Annotated in this window: 16 protein-coding genes and 1 pseudogene; 10 read left to right on the forward strand and 7 right to left on the reverse strand. The window is 75.7% G+C overall.

The annotated features are described in order from the left end of the window. Nucleotides 1-184, forward strand: a 184-nt coding sequence (locus tag MLV88_RS23055) for a hypothetical protein (RefSeq protein WP_243338744.1), incomplete at its 5' end; no start/stop codon positions are given. A gap of 108 nt (nt 185-292) precedes the next feature. On the opposite strand, the gene MLV88_RS23060 is transcribed toward MLV88_RS23055, so the two are convergent. Next, the gene (locus MLV88_RS23060; protein ID WP_242340753.1) at nt 293-748 is read right to left on the reverse strand and encodes an SCP2 sterol-binding domain-containing protein; all 456 of its coding nucleotides are present in this window, start codon (nt 746-748) and stop codon (nt 293-295) included. Nucleotides 749-858: 110 nt separating this feature from the next. Between MLV88_RS23060 and MLV88_RS23065 the strand changes: the two genes are divergently transcribed. After that, nucleotides 859-1,335, forward strand: coding sequence for a YybH family protein (locus tag MLV88_RS23065; protein ID WP_242340754.1), 477 nt, complete (start codon nt 859-861; stop codon nt 1,333-1,335). 19 nt (nt 1,336-1,354) lie between these two features. On the opposite strand, the gene MLV88_RS23070 is transcribed toward MLV88_RS23065, so the two are convergent. Then, on the reverse strand, nt 1,355-2,323 hold the full coding sequence (locus MLV88_RS23070; RefSeq protein WP_242340755.1) for a homoserine kinase: 969 nt from the start codon (nt 2,321-2,323) through the stop codon (nt 1,355-1,357). 38 nt (nt 2,324-2,361) lie between these two features. Further along, nucleotides 2,362-2,880 carry a hypothetical protein gene (locus MLV88_RS23075; RefSeq protein ID WP_242340756.1) on the reverse strand — a complete coding sequence of 173 codons (519 nt, stop codon included), beginning with the start codon at nt 2,878-2,880 and terminating at the stop codon, nt 2,362-2,364. A 142-nt stretch (nt 2,881-3,022) separates the two neighbouring features. Between MLV88_RS23075 and MLV88_RS23080 the strand changes: the two genes are divergently transcribed. Both MLV88_RS23080 and MLV88_RS23085 read left to right on the forward strand, forming a co-directional pair. Further along, nucleotides 3,023-3,847 carry a tetratricopeptide repeat protein gene (locus MLV88_RS23080; protein WP_242340757.1) on the forward strand — a complete coding sequence of 275 codons (825 nt, stop codon included), beginning with the start codon at nt 3,023-3,025 and terminating at the stop codon, nt 3,845-3,847. 122 nt (nt 3,848-3,969) lie between these two features. Then, nucleotides 3,970-5,625 carry a sigma 54-interacting transcriptional regulator gene (locus MLV88_RS23085; RefSeq protein WP_242340758.1) on the forward strand — a complete coding sequence of 552 codons (1,656 nt, stop codon included), beginning with the start codon at nt 3,970-3,972 and terminating at the stop codon, nt 5,623-5,625. A 50-nt stretch (nt 5,626-5,675) separates the two neighbouring features. Here the strand turns inward: MLV88_RS23085 and MLV88_RS23090 are convergent, their stop codons facing one another. The 4 genes from MLV88_RS23090 to MLV88_RS23100 form a co-directional block, all read right to left on the reverse strand. After that, the gene (locus MLV88_RS23090) at nt 5,676-6,632 is read right to left on the reverse strand and encodes a bifunctional UDP-sugar hydrolase/5'-nucleotidase (RefSeq protein WP_242372191.1); all 957 of its coding nucleotides are present in this window, start codon (nt 6,630-6,632) and stop codon (nt 5,676-5,678) included. Between the two features lie 42 nt (nt 6,633-6,674). Further along, complete coding sequence (locus MLV88_RS24395) at nt 6,675-6,809, reverse strand: hypothetical protein (RefSeq protein ID WP_255821585.1); 135 nt, start codon at nt 6,807-6,809, stop codon at nt 6,675-6,677. Between the two features lie 121 nt (nt 6,810-6,930). Further along, nucleotides 6,931-7,803: a tetratricopeptide repeat protein gene (locus MLV88_RS23095; protein WP_243338747.1), complete on the reverse strand. Its 873-nt coding sequence runs from the start codon at nt 7,801-7,803 to the stop codon at nt 6,931-6,933. Between the two features lie 8 nt (nt 7,804-7,811). Beyond that, on the reverse strand, nt 7,812-8,465 hold the full coding sequence (locus MLV88_RS23100; RefSeq protein ID WP_242356757.1) for an OmpA family protein: 654 nt from the start codon (nt 8,463-8,465) through the stop codon (nt 7,812-7,814). A gap of 184 nt (nt 8,466-8,649) precedes the next feature. Here MLV88_RS23100 and MLV88_RS23105 point away from each other — a divergent pair, with 184 nt between their 5' ends. From MLV88_RS23105 to MLV88_RS23130, 6 genes and pseudogenes are all read left to right on the forward strand, one after another. Then, entirely contained in the window at nt 8,650-10,017 is a 1,368-nt protein-coding gene (locus MLV88_RS23105) for a sigma-54-dependent transcriptional regulator (RefSeq protein WP_242340762.1), read from the forward strand. Between the two features lie 360 nt (nt 10,018-10,377). Beyond that, complete coding sequence (locus MLV88_RS23110) at nt 10,378-12,960, forward strand: penicillin-binding protein 1A (RefSeq protein WP_242340763.1); 2,583 nt, start codon at nt 10,378-10,380, stop codon at nt 12,958-12,960. Nucleotides 12,961-13,413: 453 nt separating this feature from the next. Next, nucleotides 13,414-14,394, forward strand: coding sequence for a hypothetical protein (locus MLV88_RS23115; protein ID WP_242340764.1), 981 nt, complete (start codon nt 13,414-13,416; stop codon nt 14,392-14,394). A 196-nt stretch (nt 14,395-14,590) separates the two neighbouring features. Continuing rightward, on the forward strand, nt 14,591-15,955 hold the full coding sequence (locus tag MLV88_RS23120) for a VCBS repeat-containing protein (RefSeq protein WP_243338748.1): 1,365 nt from the start codon (nt 14,591-14,593) through the stop codon (nt 15,953-15,955). Beyond that, nucleotides 15,952-17,391 (forward strand): ABC transporter substrate-binding protein, encoded by a 1,440-nt coding sequence (locus MLV88_RS23125; RefSeq protein WP_243338755.1) that lies wholly within the window; start codon nt 15,952-15,954, stop codon nt 17,389-17,391. The genes MLV88_RS23120 and MLV88_RS23125 overlap by 4 nt, the downstream gene beginning before the upstream one ends. Continuing rightward, a pseudogene (locus MLV88_RS23130) lies at nt 17,388-18,035 on the forward strand (sensor histidine kinase); the annotation flags it as partial. The gene MLV88_RS23125 and the pseudogene MLV88_RS23130, both read left to right, overlap by 4 nt.

The raw sequence follows: 18,035 nt of genomic DNA on the forward strand, positions 1-18,035 counted from the left end.
GGAGGCGCGCTGCCTCTCGGGCGAGACCGGCGCGGGCGAGGCGGAGCTCGCGGCGATCGCGGCGAGCGCCGCGAGCGCGGCCGAGCGCGCGCGCGCCGAGGCGGGCGTGCGGCGCTGCCGGTTCGAGGCGGCGCGGCGCGCGGAGGACGCCACCCCTGCAGAGGGCGCCCGCCTCGCGCCGTGAGGGCCGGCGACCGGGGCCAGAAGAGCGTCGCGCAGCCCACTCCGAATCATGGCCGGGCGTCGGCGCTCGGCGCGACACCCCGGGTGACTTTCGTATCGCGGCCGTCGCTCAGAGCCCGTGGCGCAGCCGGTCGATGGCGGCCTTCGGGTTCTTCACGCCGTTCTTGAGCAGCCACCAGCTCACCTTCATCCCGCCCAGGGCGAGCACCCCGAGGTAGCCGTGGGCGAGGAGCTGGGAGGTCGAGGCGTCGATCTTGACCCGCACCTTGAGGGCGGGATCGCGCTCGAGCACGAGCTTGAAGAACTCGATCCCGAACGCGCCCACGTCGTCGGTGCCGAGCGACGTGATCCGCTCCACCGCGGCGGGCGGCAGGGTGAGCGTGAAGTCCGGCTCGGCGGCGGCGGCGTCGCGGACCTCGGGCGCGCCGCCCTCCATCGTGAAGTGCGCCGCCCCGGACTCGAGGGCGAGGTTCACGCGCGCGCCGCGCGCGAGCGGCCTCGTCGCCTTGCGAGCGGCGGGGGAGGTCTCGAAGAAGCGCTTCAGCGCATCGAGGCTCGGGCTCATGGTGCGGGCAATCTAAGCCGGGCGCGCGCCCGCCGGGGGTACCGGCGCGGGGGCCTCGTGCGGTGTCGCGGAGCTTGACCGCTCCGCCGTCGCGAGCCACAGTCCCGCGAATGACGCCCCGCCCCGTGCTCCCGCTCGTGCTGTGCGCCGCCGTCGCCCTCTCCGCCTGCGGCCCGAAGCGCATTCCCGGGACGGAGATCCCGGACAACCGGGACACCCGCGCCGTCTACGACGTGATCCGCACCTACCAGCGCGCGCTCGAGGCCCGCGACGCCGCGGGCGTCCTCGCGCTCGTCGCGCCGGACTACTTCGACGCCGCCGGGACGCCCGATCCCTCCGACGACCTCGACCGGGCCAAGCTCGAGCAGACCCTCCCTGGGGACCTGGCGCGCCTCGAAGGGGTCCGCGTCGACGTCACGGTCCGGCGCATCGACGTGCAGGGGAACGCGGCCACCGCCGAGGTCTTCTACGAGGACTACTACCGGGTGCAGACGCCCGGCGGCGCCGTGCCGCGCCGGGACTCGGACGTCCACCGGCTGCTGCTGAAGAAGCTCGACGGTCAGTGGAAGATCTCGGCCGGGCTGTAGCGCCCGCGCCGCGTCGCCGTCAGACCCCGACCAGCGCGCGGAAGCCGCGCTCGCCGAGCTCACGCAGCGCCACGAGCCGGTCGCGGTAGCGACGCCAGTCCTTCCACGCGAGCCGCTCGGCGCCCACGCCGGCCAGGTGGAAGGCGTGGATGCGCGAGGCGGTGAAGCGGAGCGCGGCGTAACGCGCCCACGCGTGGAGGGCGTCCACCGTCTCGGGCTCGAGGCGGCGCTTCGACCGGTAGCCTTCCAGGAGCGCCGCCGCGCGCGCCGGCTCGTAGCGGTCGGTGTAGCACCAGGCGTTCACTGCGACGCCAAGGTCGTAGGCGAACGGCGCGACGCAGCTCATCTCCCAGTCGAGGATCGAGCTCACCCGATCGCCGATCCACAGCACGTTGTCGACGAACAGGTCGCCGTGGACGAGCCCCTGCGGCGCGCCGGGCAGGGCCGCGGCGCGGGCGAGCTCGTCCTCGAGCAGCGGCAGCGCCGCCGCGACGGCGGCGTCCCCCTCGCCGTCGGGCCGGAGCCCCGCGATCCACCCCTCGACGCGCGGCAGGCCGTAGGGATTCGCGCGCGTGGCGGTGAAGCCCGCCGCGAGGTCGTGCAGGCGCCCGAGCTGCTCGCCCAGGCGGCGGCAGCGATCGGGCCCGGCGTCCTCGCGCGCGATCTCCTCGCCGGGCGAGTACGCGAACAGCATCGCCAGCTTGCCGGCGACGGGCACGAACGGCCGCCCGTCCTCGGCGAAGTGGAGGTGCGGCACGGGGAAGCGCGCCTCGTGGAGGTAGCGCTGCACCTCCGCCTCGAACGCGACGTCCTGCTCCGTCTTCCCCTCGTTGATGCGCAGGAAGAAGCGCTGCCCCGCCGCCCAGAGGTGGAAGTTCGTGTTGACGCTCCCCTTCGGCTCGGGCCGGACGCGATCGGGCGCGGGGAGGCCGAACGGCCGGATCGCGGCGGCGAGCTCGTCGGGCGTGAGGTCGGTGTAGAGGGCCATGAGGGGTGGGCGAGCATGCCCGCTGCGCGGCGCGTCCGTCAACGCCCGGGCGCGCGCGGCGCGGGCGGACCCTCGATCGCGTCCGCGAGCGGGATCGCGCGCCAGCGCGCGCCGACCACGCGCCAGCCCTCGGCCTCGCGCTCGAGGACGAGGTCGAACCGGTGCGCGCTCGCCTCGCCCGGCAACAGCTCCACGAGCGCCTTCCCCGCGCCGAGCGAGCGCGACAGCACCGCGTCCGCGACCGCCGTCGCGCGGTCGCCCTCCACCGCCACGCGCACCCCCGAGATCGATACGCCCACCCACTCCCCGCGCAGCACGTGCGCCGCGACGAGCTGCTTCACGCCGCGCCGGTCGAGCCCATCGCCGCGGAAGCGCTCGGAGACACCCGCGACGACGTCGCCGATCCGGCGCTCCACCGCGGCGCGCGCCGCGTCGTCGAGGAGCGCGCGGATCCGCTCCTCGTCGGTGGGGGGCGGCGGTCGGGAGAGCCGGGCGACGATCACCCCGCCCAGCGCTGCGGCGACCGCGAGGACGACCACGAGCGTGCGACGGCTCATCCCTCGTTCCTCCGTCCGTCCGGCGAGCGGCCGGGCGGGCGCCTGCCACGCCCGGCGCGGGCGGGCGCGGACGAGCGGGTTAGATTCGATGGTGCCCATCCACCGCCCCCGCCGGGGCGAAACGCAAGTACACTCCACCGCCGTGAGCCGGGACAAGAAGGACCACATCGCGCTGTCCGACGCGCACAACTCGCGGGGCATCGAGCTGGCCGACCGCGGCTGGCTGGACGAGGCCATCAAGGAGTTCAAGAAGGCGATCGAGCTCGATCCGAGCTCGGCGCACGCGCACGACAACCTCGCGACCGTCTACTCGGAGAAGAAGCTCTTCCGGGAGGCGCTCTCCGAGTACCTGACCGCCATCCAGCTCGAGCCGGACAGCGCGACCGCCCACTACAACCTCGCCTGCTTCCTCGCCACCCACGGGCACGACATGGCGGTCGCCGAGTACCGCGACGCGATCGAGCTCGATCCCGAGTACCCGGACGCCCACCTCAACCTGGGCCTCACCCTCGCCGATCAGGGAAAGCCGGAGGAGGCGGTGAAGGAGCTCGAGGTGGCCATCCGGCTCGACCCGAAGGATCCGTTCCCCCGGCACGAGCTCGCCGCCCTGCTCATGGACGAGGGGGACCACCGCACCGCGATCACCCAGCTCAAGGAGGTGGTGCGGCTCGAGCCGGACAACTTCGAGGCGCACCTCGACCTCGGGATCTCGTACGCGCAGAAGGGCTTCTACGCGGAGGCCGAGCGCGCCTACGCGCGCGCGCGGGAGCTCCAGCCCGAGGACCTCCTCCTCAACTACAACGCCTCGGCCCTCTACGCGCTGTGGGGCAAGCCGCGCGAGGCGCTCGACGCGCTCCGCAAGGCCGTCTCCGCGGATCCGCCCAAGGTCCGCGGCTGGCTGCAGTCGGATCCCATGTTCGACGCGCTGAAGGGCTCCGCGGAGTTCGACGAGCTCGCGCACGGCTGACGGATCGCCCCTCCGTGCGGGTGCGCGCGGGTGGGCGTACGGCGCACGGTCACCCCGCCGTCTTGACCGACGGTGACGAATGCGACTTCACGGAGCGTTCTCAGTTGGCTACGCTCCGCCGCATGCCCGAGCTCGCCTTCTTTCGCCACGGAGAGGAGCTCCTCCGCGTGGCGCTCACCGGCCGGACCGAGATCGGCCGCGCCGCCGACTGCGACGTGTCGCTCCCCGATCCCGCCCTCTCGCGCGTCCACGCGGTCGTGGAGCCGCGCGGCGACGCGTGGCACCTCGTGGACCGCTCCGGCCGCGGCACCCGCCTCGGCGGCGCGGAGGTGGCCGAGGCGCCGCTCGCGGACGGGGACGAGATCGCGCTCGGCGCGTGGCGCGCGCTCTTCCGCGCCGCCTCGGGCGGCCCCGTGGAGGAGACGCGGGCCGCGGGCGGCACGCAGGTGCGCGCCGGGGAGGCGGCGGCCGCGCCCGCGTCGGCGCGGCTGCGCGTGCGCGCGAACGGCCGCGAGCGGACGCTCCCGGTGACCGCCGCCGGCGTGGTCGTCGGCAAGGACCCGACCTGCGACGCCCCGCTCGACGATCCCTACGTCTCCGCCCGCCATCTCCGGATCGAGGCGCGCGGCGGCGGCTGGCACGTCGTGGACCTCGGCTCGACGAACGGCACCTTCATCTCGGGGGCGCGCATCTCCCAGGCGCAGCTCCCGCTCGGCGTCCCCGTCTCGCTCGGCGACGCGGAGCTCGTGCTCGAGCGGCGCGACGCGCCGGAGCCGGCGCGCGCCGAGGCCTTCGAGGGGATGACCACGCGGGACGCGGCGATGCGGCAGGTCTTCGAGCTCGTGGAGCGCGTCGGCGCGTCCGACGCTGCGACGACGATCCTCGGCGAGACCGGGACCGGCAAGGAGCTCGTCGCGCGCGCCCTGCACGCCCGCTCGGCGCGCCGCGACGGGCCGTTCATCCCGGTGAACTGCTCGGCCATCGCGGAGACCCTCATCGAGTCCGAGCTCTTCGGCCACGAGAAGGGCGCCTTCTCCGGGGCGGAGCGGATGCGCAAGGGGGCCTTCGAGGAGGCGGACCGCGGCACGATCTTCCTCGACGAGATCGGGGAGCTCCCGCTCGACCTCCAGCCGAAGCTCCTGCGCGTGCTCGAGCTCGGGGAGGTGAAGCGGGTCGGGGCCTCCCGCCCGATCCAGGTGAACGTCCGGATCGTCGCCGCCACCCACCGCGATCTGCGGGCCCAGGTTCGGGCGGGGCGCTTCCGCGAGGACCTCTTCTACCGGCTCTGCGTCGTGCCCATCACGGTCCCGCCCCTCCGCCAGCGCAAGGGCGACGTCCGCGCGCTCGCGGAGGCGTTCCTCTCGCGCGCCGCGCCGCGCGGGCTCCCCGTCCGCTGGAGCCCCGAGGCGCTCGCCAAGCTCGAGGGGTACGACTGGCCGGGAAACGTCCGGCAGCTGAAGAACGTCGTCCAGCGCGCGCTCCTGTTCCGCGGCGAGGGCCAGAGCATCTCCGCGAGCGCCGTGACGTTCGAGGACACGCGCGCCGCGCCCGGCCTCACCGGCGACGACGACACCCTCTACCTGCCCGGCCTCACGCTCGAGGACATCGAGCGCGAGGCCATCCGGCTCTCCCTGCGGCGCAACGGGGGCAAGCGCGCGGCGGTCGTGAAGGAGCTCCGGATCGCGAAGAGCACCGTGATGAAGCGCATCGGCCAGTGGGGGCTCCACGACGAGGGGCGCGTCGCGGGCGACCCGGCCGAGGCGGAGGACGACGCGTAGGCGAACGCGGCGGGCGCTGGGCCCCGACTCGCGCCGCGATCCCGGGGCGGCTACTCCACGCCCGTGAGATCCGGGTCCGGCGGCCCGGGCGGCGGGCCGTGCCGCTCGAGCACCGCCCGCTGCTCCGCGAGGAGGGCGGCATCGTCGCCGACCGCGGGCGTGAGCGGCAAAAGCCGACCGTCGTACAGCCGGCCCGACGGCTTCACCTTCGTGCGCGCCTCCGCCTCGCCCGCGCGCCGCTCCTGCGTCGCGACGAGCTCGCGCAGCACGCGCCGGTCCTCCTCGCGGGTGGCCCGCTCGGCGCGGCGGCGCGCGAGGTCGATCGAGCGCCGGATCGAGGCGAGCTCCGCCTCGGCCTTGCGCGGCGCACCCGCGTCGCCCCAGGCGCCCCTCGTGTCCGGCCAGAGCGTGAGGATCCCGAGGCCCCGGCCCCGCTCGCCGGCGGCGGTCACGAGCGTCGCCGCGGCGGGCGCCGCGTCGAGGCGCCGGGCGTCGTGGGCGAGCACCGCCACGTCCACGCCGGGCACCTCCCGGACGAGGGCCCGCCCCTCGCCGTCGGGCATGTGCAGGAGCGCGACGACGACGGTCGCGCCGCTCTCGCGGAGCGCGGCCGCGGCGGACCGGACGGCGGCGACCGGCTCCGAGGCGACGAGGCCGCCCGGGTACGGCCCCGCGGCCGCGGCCGCGAGCAACCCCACCCGCTCGCCGCCCACCTCGACGACGCGCGTGCCCGGGAACGGGTGGGTCCCGTCGGGCAGGGCGAGGTTCAGGGACAGGAGCGGGACCCCCGCGGCGGCGGCCTCGCGCGCGAGCCATCCGGGGCCGAGGGCGAGCTCGCGCTCGCCCACCGCGAGCGCCGCGTAGCGCATGCGCCCCATCGCGGACAGCACGAGCCGCGCGCGCGCGGTCGCGGCGGCCTCGCTCGCCGCGTCGAGCGCGGGGGCGTGGAAGAGCGCGTCGCCGGCGTCCACGAGGAGCGCCGGCGCGTCGCGCCGGGCCGCGTCCACCGCGCTCGCTCGACGGGCAAGACCGCCCGTCGGCTTCACGCGTCAGCCACAGGGCCCGACCTCGCCGTGCCCGTCGCCGGTGAAGAGCACCTGCACCCGGCGGCCCTCCGGCGCGACACGATCGGAGTGGGCGCAGGCGGCGGCGAGCGCGAGGAGCGCGGCGGCGAGGGTTCGCACGGTGACGGGAGCTTAGCACCGCGCGTCCACGGGCGAACCCGCCGCCGGGGGGCCCGCCGGCGGGAGAGACACGAAGGGCGGCGGCGCGGGGCTCCCGCGCGCGCCGCCCCCGTCGAGACCGCTACTGGCGCTTGCGCGCCGGCGGCGCGGGCTTCCGCTTCGGAGCGGGCGGCGCCAGCGCCTTGAGCCGCTCCTTCGCCTCACCCGCCGCGTCGGCGCGCGGGTAACGCTCGAGGAGCTGCTCGAGGACGGCCTTCGCCTCCGCCTTCATCTCGAGCTTCAGCATGGCGTCCGCCGCGCCCAGCATCGCGTCGGGGGCCCGGGCGGACTTCGGGAAGTCCTCGGCGACCTTGCCGTAGGCGAGGAGCGCCTCGCGGAAGCGCTTCTGCTCGAAGAGCAGCTGCCCGGCGCGGTAGCCGGCGTCGGCCGCGCGCGCGCCCGACGGCCACTTGCGCACGTACTCCTCGTACAGCTCGCGCGCCACGCCCTTGTTCCCGGCCTCGTCCTCCTTCGCGGCGAGCGCGAAGAACGCGGCCTTGTCCTCCGGGCGCTGGAGCGTGGCGAGGCGCTGCTTCGCCTCGAAGGCGTCGAGCGCGCCCGCGCCGCGCAGCGCGGCGAAGCGGCCCTCGGTCTCGGTGCGCAGCGCGTCGACGTTCCGCTCGATCTCGCCGAGCCGGTGCTGCTCGACCTCGACGTCGCCCTTGTACTTCGCGAAGTCGTCCTGGAGGTGCTGGAGCGTGACGCCGAGATCCGCGCCGCTGCGGCGGGCGGCGCGGTTCAGCTCGTCGATCTTCGTCTGCACCTCGGCGATCTTCTGATCGAGCTTCGCCACCCGCTCGCGGACGAGCTCACGCTGCTCGTCGAGGCGCCGCTGGTTCTCGACGTTCTGCGTCTCGAGCTGCTGGAGGCGAGCCTCCATCTGGCGCCCTCTCTCGATGGGCACCCAGCAGCCGGCGAGGAGCGCGAGCCCGAGCGGCGCCGCGCGGCGAAGCATCGTCACTGCTACCGCTCCACCTGGAACTCGACGCGGCGGTTCTGCGCCCAGCACGCCTCGGTCGACTCGGAGCAGAGCGCCTTCTCCTCGCCGAAGCTCACGGTGTCCATCTTGCCCTGGACGCCGAGATCCTCGAGGTACTTGCGCGCGGCCTCGGCGCGGCGGTTGCCGAGGGCGATGTTGTACTGCGTCGTGCCGCGCTCGTCGGCGTAGCCCTGCGCGACGACCTTCTTCGCCGGGGAGCCCTTCAGGCAGTCGGCGAGCTTCTGGAGCGTGCCCTGCGAGTCGGACGAGAGGTTCGACTGGTCGAAGCCGAAGCGGACCGTGAACGCGCCCGTGTCGGTGCACTCGCTCGAGGCCTGCGGGGCGCGCGCCGCGCACTTGCCGTCCTGGCACTGCTGATCGGGGCCGCAGTCACGGTCGGAGGCGCAGGTGCCGGCCTGGCGCGCGACGCACTGCTCGTTAACGCAGGACTGACCGGGGGCGCACTGGTCGTCGGTCGTGCACTGGGGCTTCGGCACGCAGCGGGAGTCACGGCAGGCGAACCCGTCCTTGCAGTCCGTGTCCGCGGCGCACTCCTGGCAGCGGCCCTCGACGCAGACCTTCCCGTAGCCCTCCTGCTTGGCGCAGTCCGCGCTGGACTTGCACTCACCGGGCTTCACCTTCGGCTTGCACGCGCCGAACGTGAGAGCGCCAGTGACGAAAAGTGCGAGAAGGAGAACGCGACGCATGTGACCTCCGGGGATCTTCCGTTCGATATCGATGAGGTGGGGGGGACCCGGGCCATACAACTCGATCCAGGACCGATGTCAAAGCTTTTCCACCGCGGCGCATTAACATCGCCGAATGCCTGCCACGATCCTCGTCGTGGACGACGAGAAGAACATCCAGCTCACGCTCTCCCGCGCCCTCTCGATGGAGGGATATGTGGTCGAAGCTGCGAGCGGCGGACGCGAGGCGCTCGAGAAGATCGCGGCGCTGCCGGTGGACGTCGTGGTCATGGACGTGCGCATGCCGGACCTCGACGGCCTCGCCGTGCTGCAGCGCGCGCGAGAGACGCGGCCCGACCTGCCCGTCGTGATCATGTCCGGGCACGGCTCCATCGACACGGTCCGCAGCGCCTTCAAGCTCGGCGCGTTCGACTACCTCGAGAAGCCGATCACGGAGCGGGACAAGCTCCTCGTCGCGGTGAAGAACGCGCTCGCCCTGCGCAGCCTGCGCGAGGAGAACGCGGAGCTGCGCCGCGCGGCGGGCCGGCTCGACATGATCGGCAGCGGGCCCGCGATGCAGCGGCTCTTCGAGCTCGTGCGCCGCGCCGCGCCGTCGGAGGGGCGCGTCCTCGTCACCGGGGAGAACGGCACCGGCAAGGAGCTCGTCGCCCGCGCCCTCCACGAGAGCTCGCGCCGGAAGGCGGGGCCGTTCGTGAAGCTCAACTGCGCCGCCGTCCCGGCGGAGCTCATCGAGAGCGAGCTCTTCGGCCACGAGCGGGGCGCGTTCACCGGAGCGATCGCGGCGCGCCGCGGCAAGTTCGAGCTCGCCGACGGCGGCACGCTCTTCCTCGACGAGGTCGGCGACATGCCGGCCGCGATGCAGGCGAAGGTGCTTCGCGTCCTGCAGGAGGGCGAGTTCGAGCGTGTCGGCGGCGCGCACACGTTGAAGGTGGACGTGCGCGTGGTCGCGGCGACGAACAAGGACCTCCCCGCCGAGGTCCAGGCGGGCCGGTTCCGCGAGGACCTGTACTACCGCCTCAACGTCGTCCCCATCCACGCGCCGCCGTTGCGCGAGCGGAAGGAGGACCTCCCCGCGCTCGCCGTCCACTTCCTCGCGGAGGCGTGCGAGCGGAACGGGCGCAAGCCCATGCGGCTCGAGCGCGACGCGCTCGCCGCCCTGCAGGCGCACGAGTGGCCCGGAAACGTCCGCGAGCTCAGGAACCTCGTCGAGCGGCTCGCGATCCTGAGCGACGGCCCGGCGATCGGCGCGGAGGACGTCACGGCGATGCTCCCCGGCGCCCGCCGTCCCCGCACCGAGCGGTTCCGCCCCGGGGCGTCGTTCCACGACCTCGTCGAGGAGGCCGAGCGCGAGATCATCCTCGGCGCGCTCGACGCGCACGCCGACAACGTCTCGGAGACCGCGCGCGATCTCGGGCTCGAGCGCAGCCACCTGTACAAGAAGATGCGCGCGCTCGGGGTGAAGCGCGGCGGCGAGGGTCCGTAGGGAGGAGACGACGCCCGCGCCGCGCCGGCCGCGCGCGGGCGTCCCGGGCGCGGTCCGGGGGCCCCGGCCCGGTGGGCCGGGCGTGTCCCCTCCCCCACACCGCGGCGTGTCCGGCCGTCCACGGTCCGAGGAATGGCGGCCCTGCCCCGCTGTTCCTCGCTGTCGGGACGCCGGCCGAGGCCGCTGGCACGGCGACTGCTCACGCGCGCCAGGGACATGCGAGACCGCGCTCGACCCGCTTTGCCCCACCCTCCCGCCGGCGCTATCGTTCGACCCCTCGACTTGGACACCCCCCCGCCCAGCGCCCGCCCGTACGCCCGCTCGCCGGGCGATCCAGCCCTCCCCGAGGAGTCCCCCCGCTTGCGTCGTCTCTCGCCCCGTGCCCTCCGCCTGCTCCGCCACGGTGGCCTCGCCGCCCTCGTCCTCGCGCTCCTCGGCGGGGTCCTCATGTTCGCCTGGACCCGCGAGCTCCCCGCCTTCGACACGCTCAAGGACTACGAGCCGCTCGTCTCGACGCGCGTGTTCGGCGTCGACGGCAAGGAGGTGTTCCAGTTCGCGCGCGAGCGGCGCACCGTGGTGCCGCTCGAGGAGATCCCGCCCGTCCTGCGCAAGGCGGTGCTCGCCGCGGAGGACGCGGGCTTCTACGAGCACGAGGGCGTGAACTACCTCGCGATCGCGCGCTGCGCCGTGAAGGGGCTGCTGCGCGGCGGCGTCGCCTGCGGCGGCTCGACCATCACCCAGCAGGTGGTGAAGACGTTCCTCCTGTCCTCCGACTGGAAGGTGAAGCGGAAGGTGAAGGAGCTCATCCTCGCGCCGCGGCTCGAGGAGAACCTCTCGAAGGACGAGATCCTCTACCTCTACCTGAACCAGATCTACCTCGGGCACCTGCGCTACGGCGTCGAGGAGGCGAGCCGGTTCTACTTCGGCAAGAGCGTGCGCCAGCTCGCGCTGGGCGAGGCGGCGACGCTCGCCGGGATCGTCCAGTCGCCCATGCGGCTCTCGCCGGTGAACCACCCGGAGCGCGCCAAGGAGCGGCAGCGCTACGTCCTGCGCCGGATGGCGGAGGAGGGGTTCATCACCGAGCAGCAGGCGGCCGCGGAGGCCGCCCGCCCCATCGTCACGCGGCCGCCGGAGCACGACGTACCGGGGGTGTGGTACGCGGACGCGGTCCGCCGGATCCTGGACGAGAAGTACGGGGCGGAGGTGGTCGAGACGCAGGGCCTGCAGGTCGACGTGGCGATGGACGCGGGCATGCAGCGCGCCGCGGAGAAGGCCCTCGAGGGCGCGCTCCGCGCCGTCGACAAGCGCCAGGGCTGGCGCGGCCCGATCGTCCACCTCGAGCCGAAGCAGGTCGAGGCGGCGATGCCCCTGTGGCGGGAGCGGCTCGCGGGGACGCGGGCCCGGCCGGACCAGGTGTTCGTGTGGGATCTCGCCTCGGTGAACCCCGAGGACATCGAGCCCGCCGAGGAGCAGGAGAAGGACGTGGCGCGGATGGCGCGCGCACGGCTCCTCGAGACGGGCGAGGTGTACGCCGGGCTCGTCACGGCCGCGAGCGACCGGAGCGCCACCGTCGACCTCGGCGGCGCGAAGGGGGAGATCGCGATCACCGACGCCCAGTGGGCGCGCAAGTGGAACCCGACCTCCGCCACCGCCGCGCCGCGCAAGATGTCGTCGGTGGTCCGCCCCGGCGACGTGGTCCCGGTGCGCGTGCTCCCCGCCAAGCTGCCGCCGCAGCGCGCGGCCGCCGAGGGCAAGGCGCTCAGCCTCGCCCTCGAGCAGACGCCGAAGGTGCAGGGCGCGCTCGTCGCGATCGACCCCGTGTCCCGCGGAGTCCGCGCCCTCGTCGGCGGCTACGACTTCCGCACCTCCCAGTTCAACCGCGCCACCCAGGCGCGGCGCCAGCCGGGCAGCGCGGTGAAGCCGTTCGTGTGGGGCGCGGCCATCGAGTCGCGCCGCTTCACGGCCGGCACGGTCGTCTACGACACGCCCGACCTCTACCGGGACCCGTGGACGGGCAAGGAGTGGAAGCCGCGCAACTTCGAGAAGGACGCCTTCGAGGGCCCGATGCTCCTCACCACCGCGCTGGCGCAGTCGAAGAACACGGTCTCGGTGAAGCTCGTCGACGCGCTCGGCGTGGACCCGGTGATCGGCTTCGCCCACCGCATGGGCGTCTCCTCGGAGCTGCCGCGAAACCTCACGCTCGCGCTCGGGACGGGCGAGGTGTTCCCCATCGAGCTCGTGAACGCCTACGCCTCGATCGCGGCGCGCGGGTTCTACTCCGAGCCGGTGCTGCTCGTGCGCGTGCGCGACCGGCACGGCAACGTCCTCGAGGACCACCCGGCCGCCGTCCCGCCGTGGAAGGCGGAGGCCACCGCCGAGGCCCCCGCCGCCCCGTTCGCCGACGGCACCGAGGGCGCCGACAACGTCCAGCCGCACGAGGCCGCGCCGCCGCCCGAGTTCACGATCCCCGAGCAGGGCACCCGCCCCGACGTCGCCTTCGTGGTGCAGAGCATGATGCGCGCGGTGGTCGAGGGCGGGACGGGCGCCGCGGCGCGCGCGCTCGGGCGGCCCGTCGCGGCGAAGACGGGGACGGCCCAGGAGCACCGCGACGCGTGGTTCGTGGGCTTCACGCCCGAGCTCGTGGCGGGCGTCTGGATCGGCTTCGACGACCACACGCCCCTCGGGCCGCGCGAGACCGGCGCGGGCGCGGCGCTCCCCGCGTGGCTCGCCTTCATGCAGGCGGCGGTCGGCGGGCAGCCCGCGGCGGACTTCGCCGCGGTCCCCGGCGTCGAGCTCGCGCGCGTCGATCCCGCGACCGGCCAGCTCGCGCCCGAGGAGGCCGACGCGCCGTCGCTCGCGTTCCTGGCCGGCACCGCCCCGGCGGAGGCGGCGCGGAGCGACGCGGGCGCCGCGCCCGCCAACTTCTTCATGGACGACCACTAGCGCCGTGCCGCTCGGGCTCCCGCGGGCGGCGGTGCCGCCGCGAGGGCCGAGCGCGCGGTGGGGCCTCGATCGATCGGGCGAGCGCGCGGTGAACCAGCGGCCGCGACGGCTCCCACGGCCGCGGGACGTCGGAGGAGGAGCGGCCCGGCAGTCGGTTCACTGATTGTGTTACACAAGGGGCCCTCCCCCGCGAGACGATTGTCCGTGGAGGCGCAGGAGGCGTATCCGTTGCGCGCATCACGGAGCACGCCTCCCCGGGCCCCGATCACCTCTGGCAAACGCGAGGACTGGACTCGCTCGCGTCTTCCTCGCGTCGACATCGGGTCACGGCATCATCCTGCGCCGAGCCACGCCGTGCGGCGCAGGGTCCGGGGAGGAGGAGGCGGCGACACCCCGGGGCGTCATCGCGTCCCTGGGTGAACCTCGAGGTGGATCATTGCGGGGGAGGGAGAGATGGCTCGTTCGTGGAAGATGACCGGGATGTTCGCAGCGGGGGCGCTCGCCGTCGGGGCGATTGCGCTCGCGCCTGCGAGCGCCTCGGCCTGGGAGTGCCAGGTCAAGCTCGAGAAGAAGGTGGCGCTGGACGCCGACTGCAACGGCCAGGCGGACGACGCGGGCGGGTTCGTGGACAGCCTCTCGCCGGACGTCGACGAGTGCGTGGTCTACCGCTTCTGCGTCACGAACAGCAGCGGTGGGCAGCCGCAGGATCTCTCCGGCGTCAAGGTATCGGACGAGAAGCTCGGCATCGTGGACCTCGACTTCGGGACCGTCGCCGTCGGCGACACCGAGTGCAAGTACTTCCCGGCGGTGGAGTCGAATGACTCCCTCGTGTGCAGGGACATCGAGGGCACGAACACGGCGGAGGTCACCTCGGCGGTCTGCGCGGTGGACAAGGACAACGCCTGTGCCCGGACCGGCTCCGTCTGCGAGGACTCCGCGAACGTCGAGTGCAACCGCGGAGAGGGCTGCCTCACCCGGACGCCAGGCTTCTGGGGGAACCACCCCGACGTGACGGCGAGGTTCCTGCCCGTCACGAGCTGCGGCCGCACGCTCGACGACACCCTCGCCGGCGCAGGGGGCTCGGTGACGGAGGACCTGTGCTCGCTCGGCCGCGACAAGGACGCGTACGACTCGAACCAGCAGGCGCAGCTCGTCCGGCAGTGCGCCGCAGCGGCGCTGAACCTCGTGGCGAGCGAGGACCTCGGCGGCAGCTGCGGAGAGTCCGCCACTGCGCTCTTCGAGCGGTGCTGCACCTCCTGTGACACGGTCGGGGCGGGCTGCATCGGCGATCTCGACGCGTTCAACAACTCGCAAGACACGCTCCGCAGCGAGTCCGGTGGCGAGATCTCGCTCTGCCTGGCACCGCCCTGCAACGCCGAGCCGGGGCAGTGCAAGCTCGCGCGCGACAACGGCGTCATCAACCCCGTGCCGTGACGCGCGGACGCACTGGGCCGTAGTAGCGTAGCTGGCGGAGCGGCACCGAGGCGCGTTCGCGCACCTCGGCGCCGCTCTCGCCGCTGGCGCGGCGCCCTCGTCTAGGGCCGCCCCGCCTGACCGCGCCTCGCGCGGCGGCGCGCTCGCCCACTTCTTCGTGGACGACCGCTCGTTTTCGTGTTCGTCACTGGGGGCGATGCGCCTCGCCACCGCCGCGGTCGCCCTCGCCCTCGCCCTCGCGCTCCCCGCCGCCGCGGCGCCCCCCGCGCTCGGTGCGGCGGCCGACGCGCTCGCGGCGGAGATCGGCCCACCCGCCGAGGGGCGGCGCGCGCTGGCCCTCGCGGTGGAGACCCGCGCCCCCTCCCTCGCGCGCCCGCTCGAGGCCGCGCTCGAGCGCGCGCTCGCCGGCGCCGGCTACACCGTGACGCCCGTCCGTGGTGCGGCCGACGCCGAGGGCGCGGCACGCGAGGCCGGTCAGGACTGGCTCGTGCGCGTCCAGGGCGGGCTCGTGCCGGGCCGGCGCGAGCTCGCGCTCGTCGGCGAAGTCATCCCCACCTGGCCTTCCTTCTTCCTGCAGCGGCGGCCGGGCGCGCGTGCGATCCCGCCTCGCCTCGTGTCGTCCCGCGCGCCCGCCGACGCCGAGGCGCTGGTCCTCGCGCGAGAGGGACGGCCGTCCGGCGCGCCGTTCGCCGCGGTGCGCCCGCTCGGGCGCGTCGAGGGGCGCGTGCTCGCGCTCGCGATCGGGGACGCGGGCGGAGGGAGCGCGGCCATCGCCGCGGCGCTCCCGGGCGCGGTCGTGCTCCTCTCGCCGGCCGGCGCGCCGCTCGCGCGGTTCGACGTCGATCCGTCCGCGCGCGGGGCGGTGCGCGATCCGGCGGCGACCATCGCCGTGGGCGACTTCGGCGCGGGGCGCGTCGCGGTCGCGTGGGCCGGGGGCGCACCCGAGGTGCTCGCGCTGCGCGCCGGCGCGCTCGAGCGCGCCGGCGCGCTCGCGGCGGCGCCGCTCTGCGCGGGGGAGAAGGGGGCGGTGTTCGGGGCGTACGCGCCGGGGACGGGCGTGCTCGCCGACGCGCTCGCGCGCGCCCCCGGCACCGTCCCGCCGCGGCGCTCCGCGCGGCTCCTCTACGGCGTCGCCGCCGCGCCGCGCGGGGGTCCGGTGTCGTTCGCGGCGCTCGGGACGGACCTCCGGCTCGAGCTCCTCGGGCCGGAGCTCCAGCCGGCCGAGCTCGCGCCGTCGACCTCGTCTTCCACCGCCCCGGTCCTCCCCTCGGTCGGCACCGGCTTCGCGCTCGCCGATCTCGACGGCGACGGCGTCGCGGAGATCGTCGCCTCGGCCCCGACGGCCGCGCCGCCCGACCGCGTCCGCGTGCTCGCCGCGCGTCCGGGCGCCGCGCCGCTCCTCGAGTCCGGTCCGGTCGAGGGCGCGATCCTCGCGGGCGCGGGCGGTGATCTCACCGGCGACGGGCTCGACGACGCCGTGCTGGCCGCGATCGTGCGGGGCCCTGGCGGCGTCGCCACGGAGCTGCTCCTCGTCACGTCCGATCCGCGGGAGGCCCCATGAGCCGCCTCGATCGCGTGCGCACCCTCGCCGCGGCGCTCGCGCTCGCGCCGGGGCTCGCGCTCGCCGGCGTCCGCCCGGCGCCGGGCGGGAGCGTCACCCTCGCCCTCCCCGCCGAGGCGCGCATCGCGGACCCGGCGCTCGCGCAGGACGCGGCCGACCTCGTCCTCGCGCGCGCGACGAGCGCGCCGCTGCTCGAGCGCGACGCCGGCGGGCGGCTCGTCCCGGGCGTGCTCGCCGAGGTCCCCACCTCCGAGGACGGCGGCCGGACCTGGCGGCTCCGCGTCCGCGACGGGCTCGTGACGGCGGCCGGCGCGCCGCTGGGCGCCGCCGAGGTGGCGGCGGCCGTCGCGCGCCTCCTCTCGCGCGCGCCGGCGTCGCCGCACGCCTGGGCCGCGCTCGCGCTCCTCGGCGCCGACGGTGTCCTCGCGGGCCGGGCCGCGGCGCCCGAGGGGCTGCGCGTCGTGTCGGCACGCGAGCTCGTCCTCACCCTCGCGCTCCCGCTCCCCGAGCTGCCCGACCTCCTCGCCGCGCTCCCCCTCGCCGTCGCGGGGGCGGGGCCGTTCGTGCTCCCCTCGGCGCCCGCCCGCGGCGCGCCGTGGGTCCTGCGCGCGAACCCAGCCGCGCCCGGCGGACGGCCGTTCCTCGACGCGCTCGCGCTGCAGGTCGTGGACGCGCGCGCCGCGGCGCGGCTGCTCGCGCGCGGCAAGGTCGAGCTCGTGCTCCGGCCGGAGCGCGCCGGCGACGCGGCTGGGCCGGCGCTGCCGCCGCTCCGCGCCACCGTGGCGGCGCTCGGCCCGGGCCTCGGGCCCCGCGCCGCCGCCGTCCGCGCCGCCCTCGCCTCGGTCGACCGCGCCGCCCTCGCGCGCCGCTTCGCGCGCGGCGCGGCGGTGCCGCTCTCGACGCTCGTGCCACCCGCGCTGCTCGCGGTGGCCGCCGTGCCCGCGTCGGCACCGAACGCTCCCGGCGCCAGCGCGCCCGGCCGGCTGCGCATCCTGGTCCGCGGCGACGCGGCGGATCCGCGCGCGATCGCCGACCGGCTCCAGGTGACGCTCTTCGATCGCGGCATCACCGCGGCGGTGGACGCGGTCGACCGGGAGCGCTTCGCGGCGCGCCTCGCCGCCGGCGATTACGAGCTCGCGCTCGTGGAGGTCCAGGTCCTCGCGGCGCGGCCGGCCCTCGCGGCCGCCCAGATCGCCACGGCCGTGCGCGGACCCGCCGCCGGCCGCCGGGCGCTCGGCGCGCTCGCGGGACTGGACGGCGCACCGGCCGCCGCCGCGGCGGAGCGGCTCGCGCGCGAGCTCGACCTCGTCCCGCTCGTCGCCACCGCTCCGCGCGCGTCCGCGGCGCCCGCGCTGCAGGGGATCGCCGTGGGCCCCGAGGGGCTCCTCGATCCCGGCGCGCTGTGGCTCCTCGGCGGGGAGGCGCACGCACCGTGAGGCTCCGCACCAAGCTCGCCCTCGCCTTCGCGCTCTTCGCCGCCGTCCCGCTCGCCGTGGCGCTCTGGCCGGTGTCGCTCGCCCTCTCCGAGGCGCTCTCCGCCGAGCACGCGGCGCGGCTCGACGGGGCCGTGCGCGCCGTGGACGGCGAGCTCGCGCGGCTCGCGCGGGAGGCCGCCGCGTCGGTCGGCGAGCTCGCGCGCGGCGCGGAGGCCGAGGGCCTCGCGCGCGATCTCGCCAGCGGCGCGGTCCTGCCCGCCGACGCCGCGGCGCGGGCGCGCGAGTGGATGGACGAGCGCGGCCTCGACGTGCTCGCGATCGCCGAGCCCGACGGCCGGATCGTGTCGTCGGGCCACCTCCCGGGACGCGCCGGCGACGTCGACGCGGACGTCGCCGCCCTGCTCGCGACGCCCCCCGGACACGCCGCCCCGCGCCTCGTCGCGCGCGCCGGGGCCGAGGGCGTGGAGCCCGTGCTCGCCCTCGTCGCCTGGGCGCCCGTGCCGGGCGAGGCGCCGATCCGGCTCGCGGGCGGCCTCGCGCTGGGCGTGGAGCGGGCGGCGCGGCTCGCCGCCCTCACCGGCGGTGAGATCGCCATCCGGGCCGCCGACGGGACGCTCCTCGCCGACGCGGCCGCTCCGGCGAGC

Source organism: Anaeromyxobacter soli, from assembly GCF_022808855.1.
GTDB classification, from domain to species: domain Bacteria; phylum Myxococcota; class Myxococcia; order Myxococcales; family Anaeromyxobacteraceae; genus Anaeromyxobacter; species Anaeromyxobacter soli.

Bases quoted from the DNA above. Each gene is read 5' to 3' on its own strand.
- MLV88_RS23060 (WP_242340753.1), bottom strand. From the start codon at position 748: ATGAGCCCGAGCCTCGATGCGCTGAAGCGCTTCTTCGAGACCTCCCCC.
- MLV88_RS23065 (WP_242340754.1), top strand. From the start codon at position 859: ATGACGCCCCGCCCCGTGCTCCCGCTCGTGCTGTGCGCCGCCGTCGCC.
- MLV88_RS23070 (WP_242340755.1), bottom strand. From the start codon at position 2,323: ATGGCCCTCTACACCGACCTCACGCCCGACGAGCTCGCCGCCGCGATC.
- MLV88_RS23075 (WP_242340756.1), bottom strand. From the start codon at position 2,880: ATGAGCCGTCGCACGCTCGTGGTCGTCCTCGCGGTCGCCGCAGCGCTG.
- MLV88_RS23085 (WP_242340758.1), top strand. From the start codon at position 3,970: ATGCCCGAGCTCGCCTTCTTTCGCCACGGAGAGGAGCTCCTCCGCGTG.
- MLV88_RS23095 (WP_243338747.1), bottom strand. From the start codon at position 7,803: ATGCTTCGCCGCGCGGCGCCGCTCGGGCTCGCGCTCCTCGCCGGCTGC.
- MLV88_RS23105 (WP_242340762.1), top strand. From the start codon at position 8,650: ATGCCTGCCACGATCCTCGTCGTGGACGACGAGAAGAACATCCAGCTC.
- MLV88_RS23115 (WP_242340764.1), top strand. From the start codon at position 13,414: ATGGCTCGTTCGTGGAAGATGACCGGGATGTTCGCAGCGGGGGCGCTC.
- MLV88_RS23120 (WP_243338748.1), top strand. From the start codon at position 14,591: ATGCGCCTCGCCACCGCCGCGGTCGCCCTCGCCCTCGCCCTCGCGCTC.
- MLV88_RS23125 (WP_243338755.1), top strand. From the start codon at position 15,952: ATGAGCCGCCTCGATCGCGTGCGCACCCTCGCCGCGGCGCTCGCGCTC.